Origin of the sequence: Pseudomonas deceptionensis, assembly GCF_900106095.1 — a bacterium.
Classification (GTDB): domain Bacteria; phylum Pseudomonadota; class Gammaproteobacteria; order Pseudomonadales; family Pseudomonadaceae; genus Aquipseudomonas; species Aquipseudomonas deceptionensis.
Genome location: NZ_FNUD01000002.1, coordinates 3,122,750 through 3,139,974, shown reverse-complemented (window position 1 = coordinate 3,139,974; position 17,225 = coordinate 3,122,750). Strand labels below are relative to the sequence as shown.

Genomic DNA, 17,225 nt, shown 5'->3' with positions numbered 1-17,225 from the left:
GGCAGCAGGCTATCATCGTGCCTTCGCCCCTGAAGCGTTAAAACTGAGCATATTGAGCAAACATTGCTGAGTATCGTCTTACTCCGGCAACCGATCTGATCTGGCGATACGCAAGCAGGCCCGTCGGTATATCGACATGCTGACAATTGCTTTTGCAGTGCTGGCAGAGCAGCCGAAATAAGCTCCAGACTGTAAGAGCATTCGACCTGACTATCGCCGCCGTTGTGTTGAGCAGCACATGATCTACTTCCGGATTACCGCCTATGGGATTTCTATCATTCGTGTTCTGCTCGAGCAGATAGATTCATTGCGGCGCTGTAAACTAACCCGCTACTCCCCGTACATACTCCTGACATGCTGCCAAGGCGATCAGTCCCTCATCACCTTCGCCGACGATGCCGATAATTCGTTGAGCATGCGCTCGGTCAAGTTGGGCTCTCTGAGCTCCATGAACCACACTGCCGGGGCCGGCGGCGGCTGGCACTCCACTGCAACGGTTTGTATCCGTTGCGGCGAGTAAGGCTGACAGCCGCAGGTCAGCAGTAGCAAGGCGATCACGCAGATGTATTTGTTTGGTTTTTTCATCAGTAAGGGCTCGGTAATGGGCTTGGTCGCTGGCTGCCAGCAACTGCTCCAGGGCGAGACGCTTGCCCTGCTCCGCGATGATTAGCGCTGAGTTGGCATTGGCCAGATGGGTCAGGGTTGTTTGATGGGAGGTTTCTTGTTTGGCCAGTTGCTGGCCGTAGGCGTTGGCCTGCCACGCCCATGCAGCCCATGCACTGCCACCCATAAGGCCAAGCGTTAGCAGCAATGCCCCGCCCCACTTCAACGCATCGAGGTTCACGCCAACACCTTGAGCGCCCGGGCATAGAGTGCCTGCCGATCGGCCGCGCCATTCTGGCCACCGTTGATGCGATGGGTGATCTTGTCGAACTGGCCTGCGTCAGCCAAGGTGCTCAGGCCCTTGGTCGCCCAGAACCATGCTGCCGACATGCAGGCGTGCTTTGGCTTTTCCAGCAGCTCGGGCTGTTTGATCAGGTCAAGGCCCAGCCCTTCGCCGCAGGCCATGTAGTTGGCCCGGCCGGTGATCTGGATCAGGCCACGCCCCCGGTACTTGGAGCCGTCGCCGGCCACGGTGTTGCCCAGATCTTTGCGGCCTTCGTATTTGGCTTGGGCAACCGTTGGGCCCCAGATTTCCTTAACGTATTTGAGCTGGCCGGACTCGTGCCCAATCTGCGCGATAAACGCGGCCACGCGCTTGGGGCCAATGATCTGGTAATGCACCATCGCGGCGTTGAGTACCGGCACAAAAACGCCGGCAACTGGGCCGGCGTTGGGGAGAATCTGCAGGAGTTGTTGCTGGGTAATCGACATAAGTTGCCCTTACGAAAAAGCCCGCACAAGGCGGGCCGGGGGTGGGGATTTTCGGGTTAGAGTTGAACGATTTTCAGGGTTTTCTCGGGCTTCTTGCCTTTGACCTTGGCCTTTCCCTTCTTGCCGGCGTTGCACTCGATCGTCGTCGACCAGCCAGACTGGGTGAATACCTGTTCCCGGGATTCCACCAGGTACTCGCCATTGAGCCCATCCTTGAACCCCTGTGCATTGATCATCCGTTCTGCGAACAGATCAGAGCGCCCGGGCATTTCCAGTCGCACACCTGCAGTCGAGCGGTTGAATGCGGCCAAACGCGCCTTGGCGGCCTGTTCGGCGGCGGTCTTGTTCGGGTGGATATGCCGATCTGTATGCACCGGCGGCAGTCCGTCCGGGGCGTCGTCGTTGTTCAGATTCACCACCGCCAGTTTGCCGGTGGCTTTGTCCTGGTACTTGGTGCTCACAGCCTTGTGGGTCGAGCGATCGCCCAGCCGAAAGCTGTAGCGGCTGACGTCCGCTTTGTTGATGGTCACGACGCCCAGCGTCTTGCCGCTGGCCGTGACACCGCCCTGACGCAGCATAACGATCAACTTGCCGTCAGCGACCTTGGCCGTGCAGTCGTGCTGCCGGGCCAGCCGGGTAATGAAATTGAAGTCTGATTCCCCCAACTGGTCAGCCCGGGGCACGATCGTGGCCACCGTACAGGCTGGCTCCCAGCCGTTACGCCGCGCCACGGTGCTGACGATGGTGGCCAAGCTATCGCCCTCCCAGCTACCGCTACGGGTGGTCTTGCCGCTGCCGCGCATATCGCTAGCCTTGCCACGTATCACCAGCGTGTCCGGAGGGCCGGAGACTTCGACCTCATCGACCACATAGCGGCCCTCCCGGGACAAGGTCGACCCGGCATAGCCCAGATAGATTTCGATGCAGGCACCGCGAGACGGCAACGTCACGGCGCTGTCGCGGTCGTCAATGCGCAACTCAAACTCGTCCGATTCCATCCCGGGCTTGTCCGAGGTACGCAGCAGCAACAGCCGGTCGTTGATCATGCGGGTGATGTCGCTGCCATCGGCGACGATGCGAAAAACGGGCGTCATATCCAGCTCCAACAAAAAGCCCCGCACAAAGGCGGGGCTCAGGTTTTAAGTCGCGTTACGCGTAACGATCAGCTCCAGAGCTGGACGGCCTGCTCATCGCTGGCCAACGCCAAGTCCGGCAACACGATCAGCAAGCCGCCGCGATACGGCTCAGGCTCGGCGGCCAACCCGGGGTTGGCTTCCAGCACAGCCTCCACGCTGCCGTTGAGGTGCCCATAGGCGTTGTGACAAATGGTGTAGAGCTTGTCGCCGTCAAGCGTTCTGCAGGTCCTCGCCATATCGGACGAACTCCAAACTAAAGCCCTGCTTGCGGGGAATTCCGCCCTGCAGGAACGCGCTCTGATCCTCGGTGATCGAGGTCAGGCACCAATCTCCCAGGACGTAGCCATAGCCCGTGGTCAGGCCCAGCGGCACCAACATCCCGCCGATGCTGCGCAGGGTGTCCAGTTGCTTGAGGCCGCCCCGGTGCCCGGGAAAGATAGAACCCTTGAGGGTGACTTTGTCGTCACCCATACCCACCGCCTGCTGTGCCGGCCGACGCATCAAGCGCTCTTGCGAGGCCCAGCGGAAACCGCTCTGCCGGTTCAGTTCCTCAAAGGCTGCCGTATCCAGATTGAAGTAATACGGCGGTGCTTCGTGCTTGTGCGGCTGCAGGATCAGCAAGTGGGGGAACGGCTTCACCGCTTCCACCGCCGGGGTGGTGTCGGTGGCAAAGATGCTGGTCGGCAGGATGTTGCCCAACGCAGGATTGATCTTGCCGGCAATCTGGTTGATCGCGCTCTTTGCCCGGGTTGCCTGATCACCCAGAACCTCCAGCCGCTGCTCGATCTGCGAGGCGGCGCGGGTGGCTTGGTTGTAGACCGCAACCACCGCGCCCACTTTGGCCTGTGCGGCACTGATACCGCGCATAACCCGCTGCAGCTTTTCCCCAACCATTGGACCAATGACCGGCAGGGTCTCCAATTCCGAGGCCGCACCGGACATTTCACTGATTGCCCCGTTTACCGGCCCCATCATCCCGTCAAGACTTCGCCGCCCTGCCTCACCGGCCGTGGCCAAGTAACTGACCGTGCTTTGCATCTGCTCCATATAGGGCATATCACCTCCTTACCCGATGTGTGGGGCGTCGTATAACGTGCGGTCATTGGCCAGGCGGGCGTTGTCTTCCATCTGCCGGGCGAAGTCATTCAAATGGCCCTGCATCATGGGTTGCAGCTTGCGCATCAGCTCGTCGGGGTCTTTCACATCACCCTGCACCGTAATGGGCATATGCGGGGCAAAAGTGAACTGCTGATCGATCGGCGCAGGCTTGGATTCAGACTTGAACACCAAAGGCGACGGGGCTTGTGACCGACCGGACTGCGCGCTCATCGAACGCACCACATCACCCGGCTCTGCATCGCTGCCAAACAGCGACTTGGCAAACGACGTTTTGCCGAACATACCGCCCACGGTGTCGCCACCCATGCCCCCCAGGAACGCGCCAACCAGCCCGCCCATCGCCGTGCCAATGATCGGAACAACGGAGCCGATCGCCGCACCGGCCGCTGCACCCGCCACCGACCCGGCCAAGCCACCGGCAGCACCGCCGTAGCCTTCGGCTTTCTCTTGGGCGGTCTTGGCTGTGGTGTAGGTGTCAAAGGCCTTGATGCCCGCCTCAAATAGCGAGCCGGCAGGGATGGCTTTCCCCGCCTTGCTGATAGTGCCAACGGCGTTCATCAATCGAGCGCCCAAACGCGGCGGTACGGGTAGCGGTACCGGCGGGCGTGGCGGACCCCGGCGCCGCGATCGACGCCCACCGCGACCGCCACCCGAACCACCTCCACCGATTTCCCGGGCGTTGACCACAAAGACCTTCTGCGTGTGGTCAGGCCCGGCCTCATCGTCTCCGCCCTTCGCCTCCCGGATGACATCGAGCAGCTTCAGGCCGGTTTCGACCGGGTCCAGTTTGGTATCGGAGGCGCCCTCACCTTCCTTATCCTCGTCCTTGCGGCCAATCAGTGCATTGAGGCCTGCCGAGACCAACGACTTGACCGCATCCCCCTTCTCGTCGTCGCCCCCGTCACCCAGTGCGTCCTTGGCGTTGGTGACAAAGACCGACTGCACACCGGCACGATCTGCACCACCGCCACCCAGTCCGCCCCGGGCCAGATTGACCAGTCCCCGGCCGATCTTGAGCGCACCCAACAAACTGGTCACCACACTGGCCCCGGTGGCCAGCGCCGTCAGCCCCATCACCAGCTTGGGCGACTCGTCCGACAGTTTGGTGATGCCCTTGACCACCGTAGTCAGTCCGGTGGCCACCGCATCCGTAACGGGCTGAATGGCATCCCCCACGCTGCGCATGGCGTCGTTGCCCGCCTGAATCGTCTCGGCCCATTTTTGCGACGAGGTGTCGCGCCGTTCCGACAGGTTTTTGTCCAAGATCCCAGAGGCTCCGGACGCCTCGTTTTTAAGCTGCTCGTACAGCGCCTTGTTCTGCACATAAGCCGTCAGTGCTGACTTGACCTGCATGTCGGCAAAGATATCGCCGGTGCGCAGGGCCTGCTCCAGACTGCTGAGCATGGCCTTGGCTTTTTCCGGGTTCGCCTCTTTACTGATCTGGGCCGTGGCCTCGGCCATCTTCGCGGCTTTCTTCGGGTCGGTGGCTTCGATGTACCGCTTGGCCAACCCAAAACTGGCCTCCAGCGTGGACATGCCACCCTGAATGCCGGTGTTGAGCGAGCCCTGGTAATCAATGCCCGCCTTTGAATAGGCTTCCACCACTTCACCGGAACCGATCTTCTCCATCCAGTTTTTGAGGTTGTTGGCCGCTTCGTCGGAGGTGCCGGCAGTTTTCATCTGAACTTGGAGCATTGCCCCCAGCTGCGTCACCGCGTCCATACCGGTGATGCCCTGTTTCTGCATGCTTGCGAGCAGTTGCGGGAACCAGCGCGCCATGTCGCTGGCTTCAAAGCTGCCCGCCTGCCCTTGGAATGCCACCGCCTCCAGCGCCTTTTCCAGCACCTTAGGGTCGGTGATATTGGCGTTACTCTGCAGTGCTTGGATCATCTTGGCGGTGTCGACACCAGACGAGCCCTGCCCCACGACGAACTTGGCCGCCACCGGCGCAAACTCCATCGCCTGCTTAAGGTCCATCCCTGCGCCGACCAACTGGTTAACCACATCGGCCACTTCGTTGCGGCCCATGCCGATATCGTTCGACGTCGCGATGATGCTGCGCGACATATCGGCCTCTTGCGCCGATCGGGCCACGCCGGCCTTGATCGCAATGTCACGGATGATCGCCTGATAATCGGCGCTGACCTTACTTGTCGCGGCCACCAACCCTGTCGCAACAACGCCCTGGGCTACGCCGGCTTTGACTTGCTGTTTGCCCTGACTGATTTGGTTATGGCCTTTAACCTTCAGTTCAGCGCTACGCCCGGCACGACCCAGGCGGTCGTATTCCTTAGCCAGCCGGCCGACTTCCACGCCTTCCTTGCGCAGTACGCCGAGGTTTCGCTCCAGCCGGTTCAGCAGCGCTTGCGCACCCTTCTCACCTGCAGCGTGAGCCTTTCGCCACTCGTCACGCAGGCGCATGGTTTCGCCAATCGTGCTCTGCAGTACCCGGGCTTTCTTGCCTTGCTCACTGAGCTTTTTGACGCGGCTTTCCACATCCTTAAATGCAACGCCCACGGTCGAGCTCACCGCTCCGCCGATCACCAAGCCGAGCGACATGTTGTTTGCCATAGGAGTGCCCTGTTACGTGTAGCGGAGGAAGCAGCTCAGTCCGTGAGCCACCACAGCATGCGGTTAAACGGCATGGCCTCGATCTCGCTGGCCGAGAAGTGAAACTCCCGGGCCAGGTACTTGGCCGCCGCTTTAATCGTGGTAGGCGTAAGGTTCATCATCTTCGACCAGGCGAAAATAACCGGCCTGCAGGCGGTTGTAGTCGACGATGGTCATGGCGCTAATGTCCTTGTCGCCGGACCCCGTGAGGGATGCGAACAAGATCAGCTCGCGCTTTTCAGCATCACCGCAGGACTGGACGGTGGCTTGCTGTACATCCTTGACGGTGGGTGCGCGTAGGCTGATCCGATCGACTTGGATTTGGTTGATCTCGGTCGGTTTGCGCAAGGTGATGGTGGCACCTTCGGCCGTCAGTTCGAGCCAGCTTGGCAGTTTTTTAGTAGCAGTCATGTTCATTGTTCCTTAGAGGCCCAGGGCGTTTCGCACGTCAGCCAGTTGGTCCACGCCATCAATGACGCGCACGCAGTTGATCGGATCGATTTCAAACATCACGCGCCCGTCGATTTCGAGCTTGTAGTAGGTGACGTCCACGGCGTACTTGAACTCGGCCTTGGAACCGGCCGACCACTCACCCGGGTCGACTTCACGCAGGCCGCCACGCAAGGTGGCCACCACCGCCGTTGTGGCACCTTTCTGGCCCTTGAAGGCACCGCGAAACGACGCGTCAAAACCGGTCTGGTCAAAGGTGCCGAAGTACTTCAGCACCTCACGGCGGATACCGTTGGTGGCAAAGCTGGCCTCCAGCTTTTCCAAGCCCATGTCCATTGCCACCGAGGCATCCATACCGCCGCCGCGATACTCCTCGGTCTTTACCGTGACCTTGGGCAGGCTCAGGCTGGGGACGTCGCCCTGCAGGCTCATGCCTGCGACAAACATGTTGGTGTTAAACAGGGTTTGCGGAATCATTGAACGCCTCCTTAGGCTTCCAGAACTTCAGTCAGCCACTGGTTCGTGACTTCAATTTGGAAAATCGGGTTTTCCGCCGGCGGCACATCGGTAAAGCGGATGGTCCAGTACACCTTGCCCTGCTCGATCTGCGTAGCTGTGGTCTTTTCAAGGTCGGGGTAGACTTCGAAATTGATCACCGCGCCCTGGGCTTTCAGGTCGCGCATAAAGGCATTGATCGTCTCCGTTACGTCCTTGACGTAGGTCTTGGTGATGCCCCGGTCGACCGCCCATTTCATGCCCGCCTGAATCGCGTCCATCACCATGTCGGTGGTGCGCACACGGGTAACAAAGGCCCACTTCGCATCCGAGGACAAGGTGCGGTTGCCCCACAGGCGATAGCCCCCGTCACGGATGATGGTGGTGATATTGGCGCCGTTGAGCAGGTTAGCGCGGCAGGTCTTGTCACCGTCCAGGTACTCGACTGGGCGCACCGTGCTGGTGATGCCGGCAATCTCTTTGTTCGACGGCGACGACCAGAAACCAAAGCGCGAATCGGTCTGCGCAAACAGGCCTGCAGCGATCGCAGAACCCGGCACCGACACGTCGCCGTTGAGCGCTGTGCTCCACTGCTTGACCGCCGGATCAACCATAAACAGGCGCTTGGAACCGAAGTTCTCGGCGTAGGCGATCGCCGCCTCATCGGTGGTATTGGGCCCATCGATGATGCCGATCGCCTTCAGCTTGCCGGCCAATACGTCCATCGCGGTGGCCACCGCTTCCGTGGCGCTGTGCTTGGGCGCAATGACTAGCCGCGGCTGCAGGTTGAACAGGCTTTTGCCATCGAGCAGCGCCTGCAGGCCGGTACGCGTGCCGTCCGCCGAGACACCACCGATGATCGCACTGGTCAGCACGGCCGCCTCGGTATCCGCTGGCACACCGACCGCCACGATGGCAGCTGCCGACTGATTGAAAATCGCCTTGCACGCCCGGGTGATTGCCGAGTCAGCGCCGAACGCGGCCACCGCTTCACTCTCACGGGTCAGCAAGGTGGGCACGTTGGTCTCCACCAGACCCAGCCCGGGGGTGAAGGTATCGACCAGGCCGATGATCGAGGACGAAGGCAACGCGATTACACGGGCGCCGGTCTCGACCAGCGACACGGTAATGCCGTGAAAGAAGTCGGTAGAACTCATGGTTTTCTCCATAGAAACGAAAAAACCGCCCTATAGGCGGTTGCAGTACAGCGCTGGAACTGGTGTTTACATCGGTGTGACGCGATAGCCGACAGCGATCCAGCGAAAGCCGAATTGCTGAATCTGGCCCACATATTCTGTAAAGCTGAACAGGCACTCCGAAGCGGTAGTGTTTTGTTCGTTCAGCGCACAAGTGACCGTAGCAGCCGAAACAATGCCGCCGGGATACTGTGTAATGACCGGAATAACGATAAAAGGCTTGGTATCAAACGGATAAGTAAAAACAACCTTTGTCGTAACCATGCCGCCGGGCAAATCGCCCATCGCCCGGCTTCCCCACTGCACAAAAAAACCGGTGTCCTTATCCCACCAGTAACCCGCCGGGTCGTGGTAGAAACTGGATGGCACACCGGCGCCGATACCTGCCCGGGCTTCAGCCGGTGTGCCGCCACCAGTTCCCCCGCGAGCGACGGGCAAAATGCCACTGGTCAATTTGCCAGCATCCAGCGCAGCCAGAGCTAGCTGGATGTTGACGTCGCCGCTACCGTCGAACCAGCCCATACCGGTGGCAGCGCCGCCAAAGGTCAGCGCCCGGCCGGTCTGCAGCTTGGTCGCGGTACCGGCGTTAGCCGAGGTCGGACGGCTCAAGGTGCCAGTGGTGATCTTGGCGGCATCGAGCGACGGAATATCCGCTGCCAGTAAGGATTCGGCCTTAACAACCAAGCCCTTCGCAGTCACGGTCACCTTGGAGTAGGTGCCTGCCTTGATGCCCGTATCAGCCAATGTCAGGGCGATTTGAGCATTGTCCGACCCATCAAATTGAGCCTCGCCCGTCGCTGCACCTGATACCGAAATAGTGCGCGCCGTTTTGAGTTTGACGGCACTCCCCGCCTCGCCCTTTCCGATCTCTTCGCGCACGGTCGAGAGGGTCGCTGTCACCAGCGTCGGGTCATCCTGAATCGTGATATTCGCCGTGCTGCTGACGAGGATCTGCAGCCGAATACCTTGGGTGCGCCCGGTGCCCTGAGCCAGTGTCGGCTTGTAGGTCGGCGGATAGCTGGCCACCGCCACCAGTGCACCGGTCGAGTCATACAAACCAACCTCACGCACCCACCAGCCGCCCACATTTGACGGCAGGATCAGCTCGGCACTGATCACCGGCCGGTCGGCGCGCACTGTCAGGCGGTTCAGTTTGAGGCGCAAATTTTCGTTAACCAGGTTCTTTTGCAGCTTCGACGGAATCGGGGTAATACCGTTACCGTCCCCAACGCCCATGTGGGTGATGTTCCAGGGCGTGCCGTTTGCGATCGCTTTGGCCTGCTGAGCCGCGCCAACATCCGTCAGCATGGCGATGTACAACGTGTTTTGCTCTGCCATGAGTGTGCCTAATTGAGTGGTTTACGTTGGCATGGGAGCGCCGTAGATATTCGCTCCGGGGCCAAGGTTGCGGTACAGGATGTACAGGCCCAGGCCGCGCAGAATCTCGCCGGCCCAAAAGCCGAAGAACATGCCGTTGTCCGTGCCCAGCCGTACTGCCGGCGACCAACTGCCGTTCATGGGCTGACCCGGTACCGGCGTCACCACATAGTTGTTCTGCAGCTCGGTCACACAGGCTTCGATCAGATCATCCAGTCCCGCCACCTGACAGCCTGCCAACCCCGCCAGACATGCACCGGCCAACCACAGCCCGGTCACATGGCCGGTGAAACCATCCGGTTCAGGCTGCGGCACACTGGTCATCGGAAAGTCAGTGGGCAGGATGCCGCCTGAGGCTTTTACAAACTGGACCAGCCAGCCCAGCCAGTTTTCCGCGTAGGCCTTGAGCTTTGGCGGTACCGCCCTGCCCTGACTGACCAGCTCGTACCACCCCCGGCAAGCGCCCATCATTGCCCGGGGCTGATAACCGCTCCACGCCGTGCCGTAGCCCCAGTGGTACATGGTCCAAGAATCCGGATCCCCGTACTTGTAGTTGTCCCAACGGTTCCACACATAGGCCGACGCGCCCGGCCCAAGCTGGCCGAATTTCTGCGCGTACCACTGCTGCGAGTCATACAGAAACTCGACCATCTGATTGAGCTTCGGCCCGTACTCATCGAGAGGGTCGATACAGTAAATCAGCGGGTACTGATAACCCGGGTACGGCATGCCATGCCAAGCCCCGATCTGGTCCGTGCCCTCGGCGTAGATGTTGGAAAACGGAATCACACCCGGGCAGTACGCCAGTGAGTCATCTCGGTAATTTACGATCGTGCAGTCGCCCACCAACGCCCGGAATTTGGCTTGCCCCTTGATCGTCAGCCGGTAGTTGAGGGTGTAGCCATCCTCGGCCGCAAAGGCCGGGGGGACGTCATTGATGCAGTAATACGAGAACGTCAGATTGGTGTCTGAACTTTCATCCATCAGGACTGAAAAGCCGTCCAGCTCCGTATAGACCGGCGCATTTGGCTCTGGACGATCTGCCGCACCGGGCTGGTAGCCCGACAGCGTGGCGTCTTCGGGCCGGATCACCAGCGTGACCCAGGCACCTGCCGTTGCCGGCAACATCCACCACCAACGCCACCCGTCATCATCGACAATGCGCAGATTGAAATTGCCGTCAGCGCGGTAGGTGATGCTCTGCAGTGGCGCCTTTTCGGTGGGCAACAGCCAGTGTCCGACGCTGTACCAGCCGTCATCGGTGGGGAAAAACGAGCTGACCACGTTGCCGCCGCGCCCCTCGAAAATCCCAGGCTCGTAGCCTTCTTCGGACACGATATCGTCCGAGTGCGAGACGGCGCGCAAGTCGGCCATGATGTACTCGGAACCGTCATCCTTGCTCAGCCGGGTAAAGCTGCTGAGCGGGATATCGTGGGTGACCACCTCAATGTTCGACACCGACTTGGGCAGCGCACAGCTGTACTTGATCCCGCTTCCCTCGGCCTTGCTGGACGAAACCACCAGGTCGACCTTGGCATTAAGCGGCGCATTGAAGGTGTCGACACCGCCGTAACAGGTGCGCACCAGTGAGTCCTTGCTGATACGAAACCACACCGCCTGCTGCTCCAGCGAGACTTGCGCCGACTGATCACAATCTACGGTGATATAGCCCATCGAATCGCGGCTGATCACGGGCGCCGCATCACTTGGGTAGCTGAACTGGTAGGCGATACCGTCTGTGTAAGGCGTCAGTTCGGTGCGGCTTTGGCGAAAAAATCGGTCGCTGGAGTCAATCTGCGTGTACTCATGGGCGGTGAAACGGCAGGCGTCCATCGCCTTCTTGTAGCGGGTTTCACCAGTGATACGCCACAGCATGTAGCAGGCATCCATGTACCACTGCTCGCCGTCCGCCGCGTTGCCCATTTGGTTGACGCTGCCCGGCAACGGCACGTGCAACGGCCGGTTGTGCTGCACCGCGTTACGCGGAATCAGGTAGCCGCCATGCTCAACCGGTTGGCGGGTGGCATAGTTCAGCTTGTGCTCCCCGTTCACCGCCGTGTTTTTGAGTTGGACCTGACCGCGTTCTTCCAGCGGGTGGCCATCAGAAAGCACGTCGCCATCGGCATTAATCTTTTGCCCGGTCCAGGCAATGATCCAGTCCACATCGAACTGATTACCCGCCTTATCCCAATCAATCGAGCCGTCTTCTTTAACCGCCTGCACTGTGGCGTTGACCGCCTCCCAGGCCAACGCGCCGTCAAATGCAAAGGTGGCTTTGTCCAGGTACTCACCCCAATGCGGTTCGCCGTGGGGGATGCTCAAAGCGCCGCTGGTGAATTCAAAAGGAACGCCCTTGAAACCGCTGTGCGTGGGGTCAGCTGCATCAATCGGCCAGTTGGCCAACACCGGTTCTTTTGAGTTGACGATCCAGTTGGCAATGCGCCGCTGGGGGACTTCGGGGATCGGCTGACCCGCGTAGAAAAACGCCTCGTATGCCTCCCAGTGCCACACTGCAGCATCCAGAAAGTGCTGATCTTTGGTCGCAAGATACGCATGGGCATAGCCGAGAATATGCAGCGCCTGCCCCTCGGTGGTGCCGTCACCGTTGGGTTGATACTCCATTTGCGAGTGGGCAATAAAGTGCCGGTTGTTGGCCAGCACGCCCTGCAGGTTTTGCGCGAAGTGCTGCAGCGTGGCGTCGTCGGTGTCGCCAGTGTTATTGCGCAGAAAACGGTGATGGCCTTCGATCATGCTGAGTGCATTGTTCAGGCCGGTTTGCTGGCTGACCGGGCGACGACTGTTAAGCGGGGACAGATGCATCGAACCAACTCCCATCATGAAAGCCCAACCAACCGTTACCGTCTGACATAAATGTCAGTACGTCCGCGGCGCCTGCCTCGTAGGCCAGCACCGGTGGACGCTTGCTCGACCAGTGAACGCTGGCAGGGAATGTGACTTTGTTCGCCCCGGTGCCCTGACGCAGGCGCACGGTGAATGACCAGGTGTAGCCCGGTGGCACATCGGTATTGAGAAAGCTAAGTGCGCATTGCGGCTTATCCAGTGTCACGTCGAAGAACGACACGCCGTTGGTGTAAGCCACGTCCAGAGCCAGCGCTGCGCCGGCGGACTGGATCGCCTGCTTACGCGGCAGCAACAGGCCACCGGTCAAGTCGGTGATCATCTTGGCCAGTGCCAGGAACGTGGGTGAAGGCCCGGAACCCGTCTCGACGACCACTTCTGCAGGCTGGTGAACAATGTCATGAGCCGTTCGCGCGGCTGTTTCCAGCATCTCGATAGCCGCCCGTTGGCGGTCTGAAAGTTCGGTCATGTAACCCTCATCAGGCCCGGTAAGGCGAAGTTGGCGAAGTAATAGAGATCATTGGCCGACAGCTCCAAGTTGATCAGGTCGAGATCGTCAGACCACAGTTCAGGTGAGGAAATAGTCACCTCGTCACCCGAAGAAATACCGGCGCCGATGTAGTAACTGCCGTTCGGGCTATAGGTGATGCTCAGGCCCACCAGATGCCGACTGAGCGGCTTGGTGTCGTTGATCATCCGCTCCAGCTCGGCAATGCCCGTGTCGCTCAGGCCGCTGTCAAACAGGGCCAGGCTCATGGTGAAGGTGCCCGGTTCACCCATCGGCTCCAGCTCGTACCACTCGACGATCTCCAGAATGTCCGCAAACGGCTCGACCACCCGGCGCAGCGCGCCTACGGTGCCCTTGCGCTTGTGAACCTCAAACGCATCCGTGACAACCTTGCGCTTGATGGGCTCGGACCACTCTGGGTCCCAGCGATCGACACTGCGCTGGATGGCCAGCCAAGGCAGCAGAGCCGCCGGGCAGTTCTCGACCGAGTGCATCTGGCGCAGCACGTTGGCTAGGGTTCGGTCACCGGAAGAAAGCTGCGCAAGCGCCTGTTCCAATGGCGTGCGATTGAACGGCAACAGGCTGGAATCACTCATCAGTGCCACCGATTCTGACGCTGGCATTGGTGCAGTTGGCCGCTTGATGATCGAGCACCACCACATCCGCCGCCGGGTGAATCAGCTCGACCCGTTGTACCCGGGACACATGCAGCGCGGCATGAATGGCCGAATGACGGATATCCCGGCCCAGACGGCGCTGCGTGTTTACATAACGTTCGAGTGAAGCGTTGGCCTCGGCCAGACTCAGTTCCATTTCCGGGCCCGGATAGAGGTACAACACCGCCTCAATTTGATAGTCGATCAGCTCGGCCGACTGCACCAGGAGCCGATCGCCAACCGGGCGCACGTCCTCATCGCTGAGGGCCACTCGGACCTTTTCCAAGAGATCCGCCGAGGCCTGACCATTGCCCAAACGGCTCAAGATGCTGACCAGCACCGTGGCCGGGCTCGGGCTACTGGCCCTGGCATCGGCCACCCGACCGTCTGCCGACAGTGCGTGAAATACATAAGCATCCCGGGGGCCCGCGATCGACATCCCCTCAAATGCCAGCAAGGTCCGCTCGACCAGCGAATCGTCCGACTCGTATTGCGCCTCGATCGGCGGCACGGCAATGGGATCAGCCTCGACCACGATCAGGCGTTTGACGTTGTAATTGGCCGCCAAATGATCCACATCGCTGCCCCGGGCAAACGCCAACAGCAGCGCCTTGGCCGCGTCATTGATCCGCGCCCGTTCCATCATCTTGTCGTAGGCGCGCTTTTCCAGCAGCTTAACCACCGGTTCAGACTCCAGCGGGGCCGACCAGTTGTTACCCATCAAAGCGCGAAAGTCAGTCAGCGCCTCCTGATACAACGCCTCAAAATTCAGCGGCTCCAGCACAAGCGGTGCCGGCAAGCGGGACAGGTCCAATGTGCTCATACAGTCACGTCCAATAGCTTGCTGTCGCCCAGATAAGTGCCCGACAGGCGAAAGGTGATACGCCCGCTCAGCACGGACACGACTTGAACCCGGGTCAGTTCCAGACGCGGCTCCCAGCGCTTCAGGGCGCGGGCGGCTTCGGCCTGGACCGCACTCTTCCAACCCTCTGAAATGGGCAAGTCGACAAAGCGGCGGATCGTGCTGCCGTACTCGGGACGCATCAGCCGAGACCCCAGAGGCGTGGTCAAAATGTCTTCAATGGACTGCAGCAAGTGATCAAGGCCCGAGATAGGCAGCCCAGTGTGGCGGTCCATTCCGATCATGGGGCTACTCCGGCAGGCGCTCTAAGTCTGGGTGTTTATCGAGAAAGGCCTGCGCTTCGGCGTCCAATCCCTCGACGCGGTGAGCGCTGACCTGCAGCGTCCGCCCCTTGGGCATCACCAGGACGCGAGAAATAAAGGCCCGGTCTCGGTAATTGACCGGGCTTACAGGCTTGTCGATCGAGACGGGTTTGCTCGTCATCGTTTTCTCCAGGTAGAAAAAAGCCCGCATAGAGCGGGCTAGTTGAAGGTTGGTCTTAATGCTTGTGGTTTGGCGTGTTGCCACTGGTGTCGATGATTGCTCCACCACCGTTGATATCGCCCGTTACGCGCAACCCGCCGTTGATCAACACTTCGCCGTAAATTGTGACGTCACCATCGAGCGCGATCGTCCCGGACGTGACCACCACAGCGCTATCCGTAACGTTCGCGGATGAGCCACCCACCTTGATATCCACCGAGCCGGTCGGCAGCACAATGCTGTAACTGTGGGCCTGCCAGTCATAAGTCAGCGACCCGCCATCGTCGAACAACCAGCGCTCGACGTGATCACGGTTATCCGGCGCTGGTCCGGCATCGCCAAACAAGCCTGGCACAAAGGTGCCTTGTGAAACGTCACCGCTCGGACTGAGCAAAGCGCCCTGCTCGCCCATGCTGGGCACCCGCCAGTGCCGCGCCTTGCCCGCCGCCTGACTGTGCCAGCGCACCCAGGCACTGACCCACTCGCCATCAGACACCCGACACACGGGAGGCCTGACCGTCAGATCCAGAGCAACCACATAGCAACTCTTGACCACCCCGGCGATCATGCGGTCATGTTCGGCAAGGGCGTGGCTCACGGGTCCACCTCATCGCCCACGCTGAACACCAGTGAACCGGGTTTCTCATCCGGCCACGGCCATTCCGTTTCACCCAGGTAAATCGTCTGGGTCCACTCAACCAGCCACACGGTGTACCCATCCAGCTCCGGACGGGTCCAGTCCTGCGTTGAACGCTTGAACTCGGCAGGCTCAACCGCCAGGCCCCACGTCTGAGTGCGCAACAACACCGCCAGTTGCGTGGCCAAGTGAATGGCCTGCTGGTAATGCTGGTCGCGGATCACATCGACAATTACCCGGGCTTCAAAGGTTACGTTCAGGGTGCTTTCGCCGGTGCCGATATCGGTACCGGGCTCAATCTCGGCGATGTCGAGAAACACGGCAGGCAGCGGGATATGCTGCTCGATGTCAGGCCAGAAGCGGACCAACTGGACACCTAACAGTTTCTCCTGCAAATGCTGTTCAATGGTTTGATACAACAGGTCGAGGCTAAACGGCTGCTCAGACACGGCGCGTCCCCTTCAGGTATTTCTGCAATTCAAAATTCATTTCTTGCCGGAGGATCTGCAGCAGGCGCTCGTCGGCCTTGCGGCTCCAGGCTTCGAAGTGAGGTCGCACCGAGTCGAGCGAGATCTTGGCCTTGGCCAACGGAAAGCGGTCGCTATTCTCCCCGACAAAACCGGAGCTGGCCCCGGTCTGCGAAGTGACTTCGCTGTCGGGGTAGTCGGCCCGGGCGAAGTGTTTACTGGCGGTACGAATCCAGATATCGGCCTGATTGCCGTACACCTTTTTGTAGAAGGCGCCGCGATAGCGACGACTGCCCACCGACACACCGGCCTTGGTCTGCCGTGGTCGCCCTGCCCGGCTGGCCTCCAGCGGGTTGATGCCGAACCAGAGCTTGCCGCGCATCGCACCGCCCGCGATCGGGTAGCTGCGCAAACGCTGCCGCACCGCCTTGACCGCGATCCGCTCCTGCTTGCCCACGGCCCGGGCGATATGTGTAGCAAGCCAGCCCAGGGTTTTGTTGATCGCACGGCGTTGCGCATTGGCAGCGGCTTTGGGTACCAGCGTGGCAAGTGCTGCAAACGCTTTCAGGTCCTCGGACGAGACCTGAATATTGAACATCCCGCTGCTGGCCCTGTTCTCACTAAAGCTGCCAATGCTCATGCGCGCTTCCTCAAGATCAGCGATACCAGCCCATCACCGCTGGGCTCCAGCTGCAGCAGGTCGTAGTCGCCACCACCGTCCAGATCGGGCAAGTCGATGGTGACCAGTAGCCCTTTGCTCAGACCATCCGAGTCCGCGACCCGCACCACAAAGTGCGGCTCGCGAAGGCCGGTATTGAGACGACCGATCTGCGGCTGTTTCCACGGTGCCGAGAACATCCCCAGCACCGGTTCGGCGCGACCTTCGATGCGCGCGGTATCGCCCAGTACGTCGAAGATCACGCTGTCGATATCGGCCACTAGATCACGAATGCCCAC

The 17,225-nt window shown here is 60.4% G+C and carries 21 protein-coding genes; all 21 read right to left on the bottom strand.

Annotated elements, in window-relative coordinates; all coding sequences use genetic code 11:
- Positions 1-322 precede the first annotated feature (322 nt).
- The gene (locus tag BLW11_RS14430; RefSeq protein ID WP_241486103.1) at positions 323-844 is read right to left on the bottom strand and encodes a lysis system spanin subunit; all 522 of its coding nucleotides are present in this window, start codon (positions 842-844) and stop codon (positions 323-325) included.
- The gene (locus BLW11_RS14425) at positions 841-1,374 is read right to left on the bottom strand and encodes a glycoside hydrolase family 19 protein (RefSeq protein ID WP_048358109.1); all 534 of its coding nucleotides are present in this window, start codon (positions 1,372-1,374) and stop codon (positions 841-843) included. The genes BLW11_RS14430 and BLW11_RS14425 overlap by 4 nt, the downstream gene beginning before the upstream one ends.
- A gap of 56 nt (positions 1,375-1,430) precedes the next feature.
- Entirely contained in the window at positions 1,431-2,468 is a 1,038-nt protein-coding gene (locus tag BLW11_RS14420) for a phage late control D family protein (protein WP_048358110.1), read from the bottom strand.
- Positions 2,469-2,536: 68 nt separating this feature from the next.
- Positions 2,537-2,746 (bottom strand): tail protein X, encoded by a 210-nt coding sequence (locus BLW11_RS14415; protein WP_048358111.1) that lies wholly within the window; start codon positions 2,744-2,746, stop codon positions 2,537-2,539.
- Positions 2,721-3,566, bottom strand: coding sequence for a phage tail protein (locus BLW11_RS14410; RefSeq protein ID WP_048358112.1), 846 nt, complete (start codon positions 3,564-3,566; stop codon positions 2,721-2,723). Before BLW11_RS14410 ends, BLW11_RS14415 begins: the two co-directional genes overlap by 26 nt.
- A gap of 9 nt (positions 3,567-3,575) precedes the next feature.
- Positions 3,576-6,200 carry a phage tail tape measure protein gene (locus tag BLW11_RS14405; protein ID WP_048358113.1) on the bottom strand — a complete coding sequence of 875 codons (2,625 nt, stop codon included), beginning with the start codon at positions 6,198-6,200 and terminating at the stop codon, positions 3,576-3,578.
- 35 nt (positions 6,201-6,235) lie between these two features.
- On the bottom strand, positions 6,236-6,358 hold the full coding sequence (locus tag BLW11_RS24185) for a hypothetical protein (RefSeq protein WP_254925087.1): 123 nt from the start codon (positions 6,356-6,358) through the stop codon (positions 6,236-6,238).
- Entirely contained in the window at positions 6,333-6,650 is a 318-nt protein-coding gene (locus BLW11_RS14400; RefSeq protein WP_048358114.1) for a phage tail assembly protein, read from the bottom strand. Before BLW11_RS14400 ends, BLW11_RS24185 begins: the two co-directional genes overlap by 26 nt.
- Before the next feature lie 12 nt (positions 6,651-6,662).
- Complete coding sequence (locus BLW11_RS14395) at positions 6,663-7,166, bottom strand: phage major tail tube protein (protein ID WP_048358115.1); 504 nt, start codon at positions 7,164-7,166, stop codon at positions 6,663-6,665.
- 11 nt (positions 7,167-7,177) lie between these two features.
- The gene (locus BLW11_RS14390) at positions 7,178-8,341 is read right to left on the bottom strand and encodes a phage tail sheath subtilisin-like domain-containing protein (protein ID WP_048358116.1); all 1,164 of its coding nucleotides are present in this window, start codon (positions 8,339-8,341) and stop codon (positions 7,178-7,180) included.
- 66 nt (positions 8,342-8,407) lie between these two features.
- Positions 8,408-9,718, bottom strand: coding sequence for a phage tail protein (locus BLW11_RS14385; protein ID WP_053069513.1), 1,311 nt, complete (start codon positions 9,716-9,718; stop codon positions 8,408-8,410).
- 21 nt (positions 9,719-9,739) lie between these two features.
- On the bottom strand, positions 9,740-12,577 hold the full coding sequence (locus BLW11_RS14380; protein WP_048358117.1) for a hypothetical protein: 2,838 nt from the start codon (positions 12,575-12,577) through the stop codon (positions 9,740-9,742).
- Positions 12,558-13,085 (bottom strand): hypothetical protein, encoded by a 528-nt coding sequence (locus BLW11_RS14375; protein ID WP_048358118.1) that lies wholly within the window; start codon positions 13,083-13,085, stop codon positions 12,558-12,560. The genes BLW11_RS14380 and BLW11_RS14375 overlap by 20 nt, the downstream gene beginning before the upstream one ends.
- The gene (locus BLW11_RS14370) at positions 13,082-13,720 is read right to left on the bottom strand and encodes a phage tail protein I (protein ID WP_048358119.1); all 639 of its coding nucleotides are present in this window, start codon (positions 13,718-13,720) and stop codon (positions 13,082-13,084) included. The genes BLW11_RS14375 and BLW11_RS14370 overlap by 4 nt, the downstream gene beginning before the upstream one ends.
- A complete protein-coding gene (locus BLW11_RS14365) occupies positions 13,713-14,603 on the bottom strand; it encodes a baseplate assembly protein (protein WP_048358120.1) in 891 nt (296 codons plus the stop codon). The genes BLW11_RS14370 and BLW11_RS14365 overlap by 8 nt, the downstream gene beginning before the upstream one ends.
- Entirely contained in the window at positions 14,600-14,926 is a 327-nt protein-coding gene (locus tag BLW11_RS14360; protein ID WP_048358121.1) for a GPW/gp25 family protein, read from the bottom strand. The genes BLW11_RS14365 and BLW11_RS14360 overlap by 4 nt, the downstream gene beginning before the upstream one ends.
- Positions 14,927-14,930: 4 nt before the next feature.
- Complete coding sequence (locus tag BLW11_RS14355) at positions 14,931-15,125, bottom strand: hypothetical protein (protein WP_048358122.1); 195 nt, start codon at positions 15,123-15,125, stop codon at positions 14,931-14,933.
- 55 nt (positions 15,126-15,180) lie between these two features.
- Positions 15,181-15,762 (bottom strand): phage baseplate assembly protein V, encoded by a 582-nt coding sequence (locus BLW11_RS14350; RefSeq protein ID WP_048358123.1) that lies wholly within the window; start codon positions 15,760-15,762, stop codon positions 15,181-15,183.
- Positions 15,759-16,250, bottom strand: a complete 492-nt coding sequence (locus tag BLW11_RS14345) for a hypothetical protein (protein ID WP_048358124.1) — start codon at positions 16,248-16,250, stop codon at positions 15,759-15,761. The genes BLW11_RS14350 and BLW11_RS14345 overlap by 4 nt, the downstream gene beginning before the upstream one ends.
- Complete coding sequence (locus tag BLW11_RS14340) at positions 16,243-16,908, bottom strand: hypothetical protein (RefSeq protein WP_048358125.1); 666 nt, start codon at positions 16,906-16,908, stop codon at positions 16,243-16,245. The genes BLW11_RS14345 and BLW11_RS14340 overlap by 8 nt, the downstream gene beginning before the upstream one ends.
- Positions 16,905-17,225 carry a head-tail joining protein gene (locus BLW11_RS14335; protein ID WP_048358126.1) on the bottom strand — a complete coding sequence of 107 codons (321 nt, stop codon included), beginning with the start codon at positions 17,223-17,225 and terminating at the stop codon, positions 16,905-16,907. Before BLW11_RS14335 ends, BLW11_RS14340 begins: the two co-directional genes overlap by 4 nt.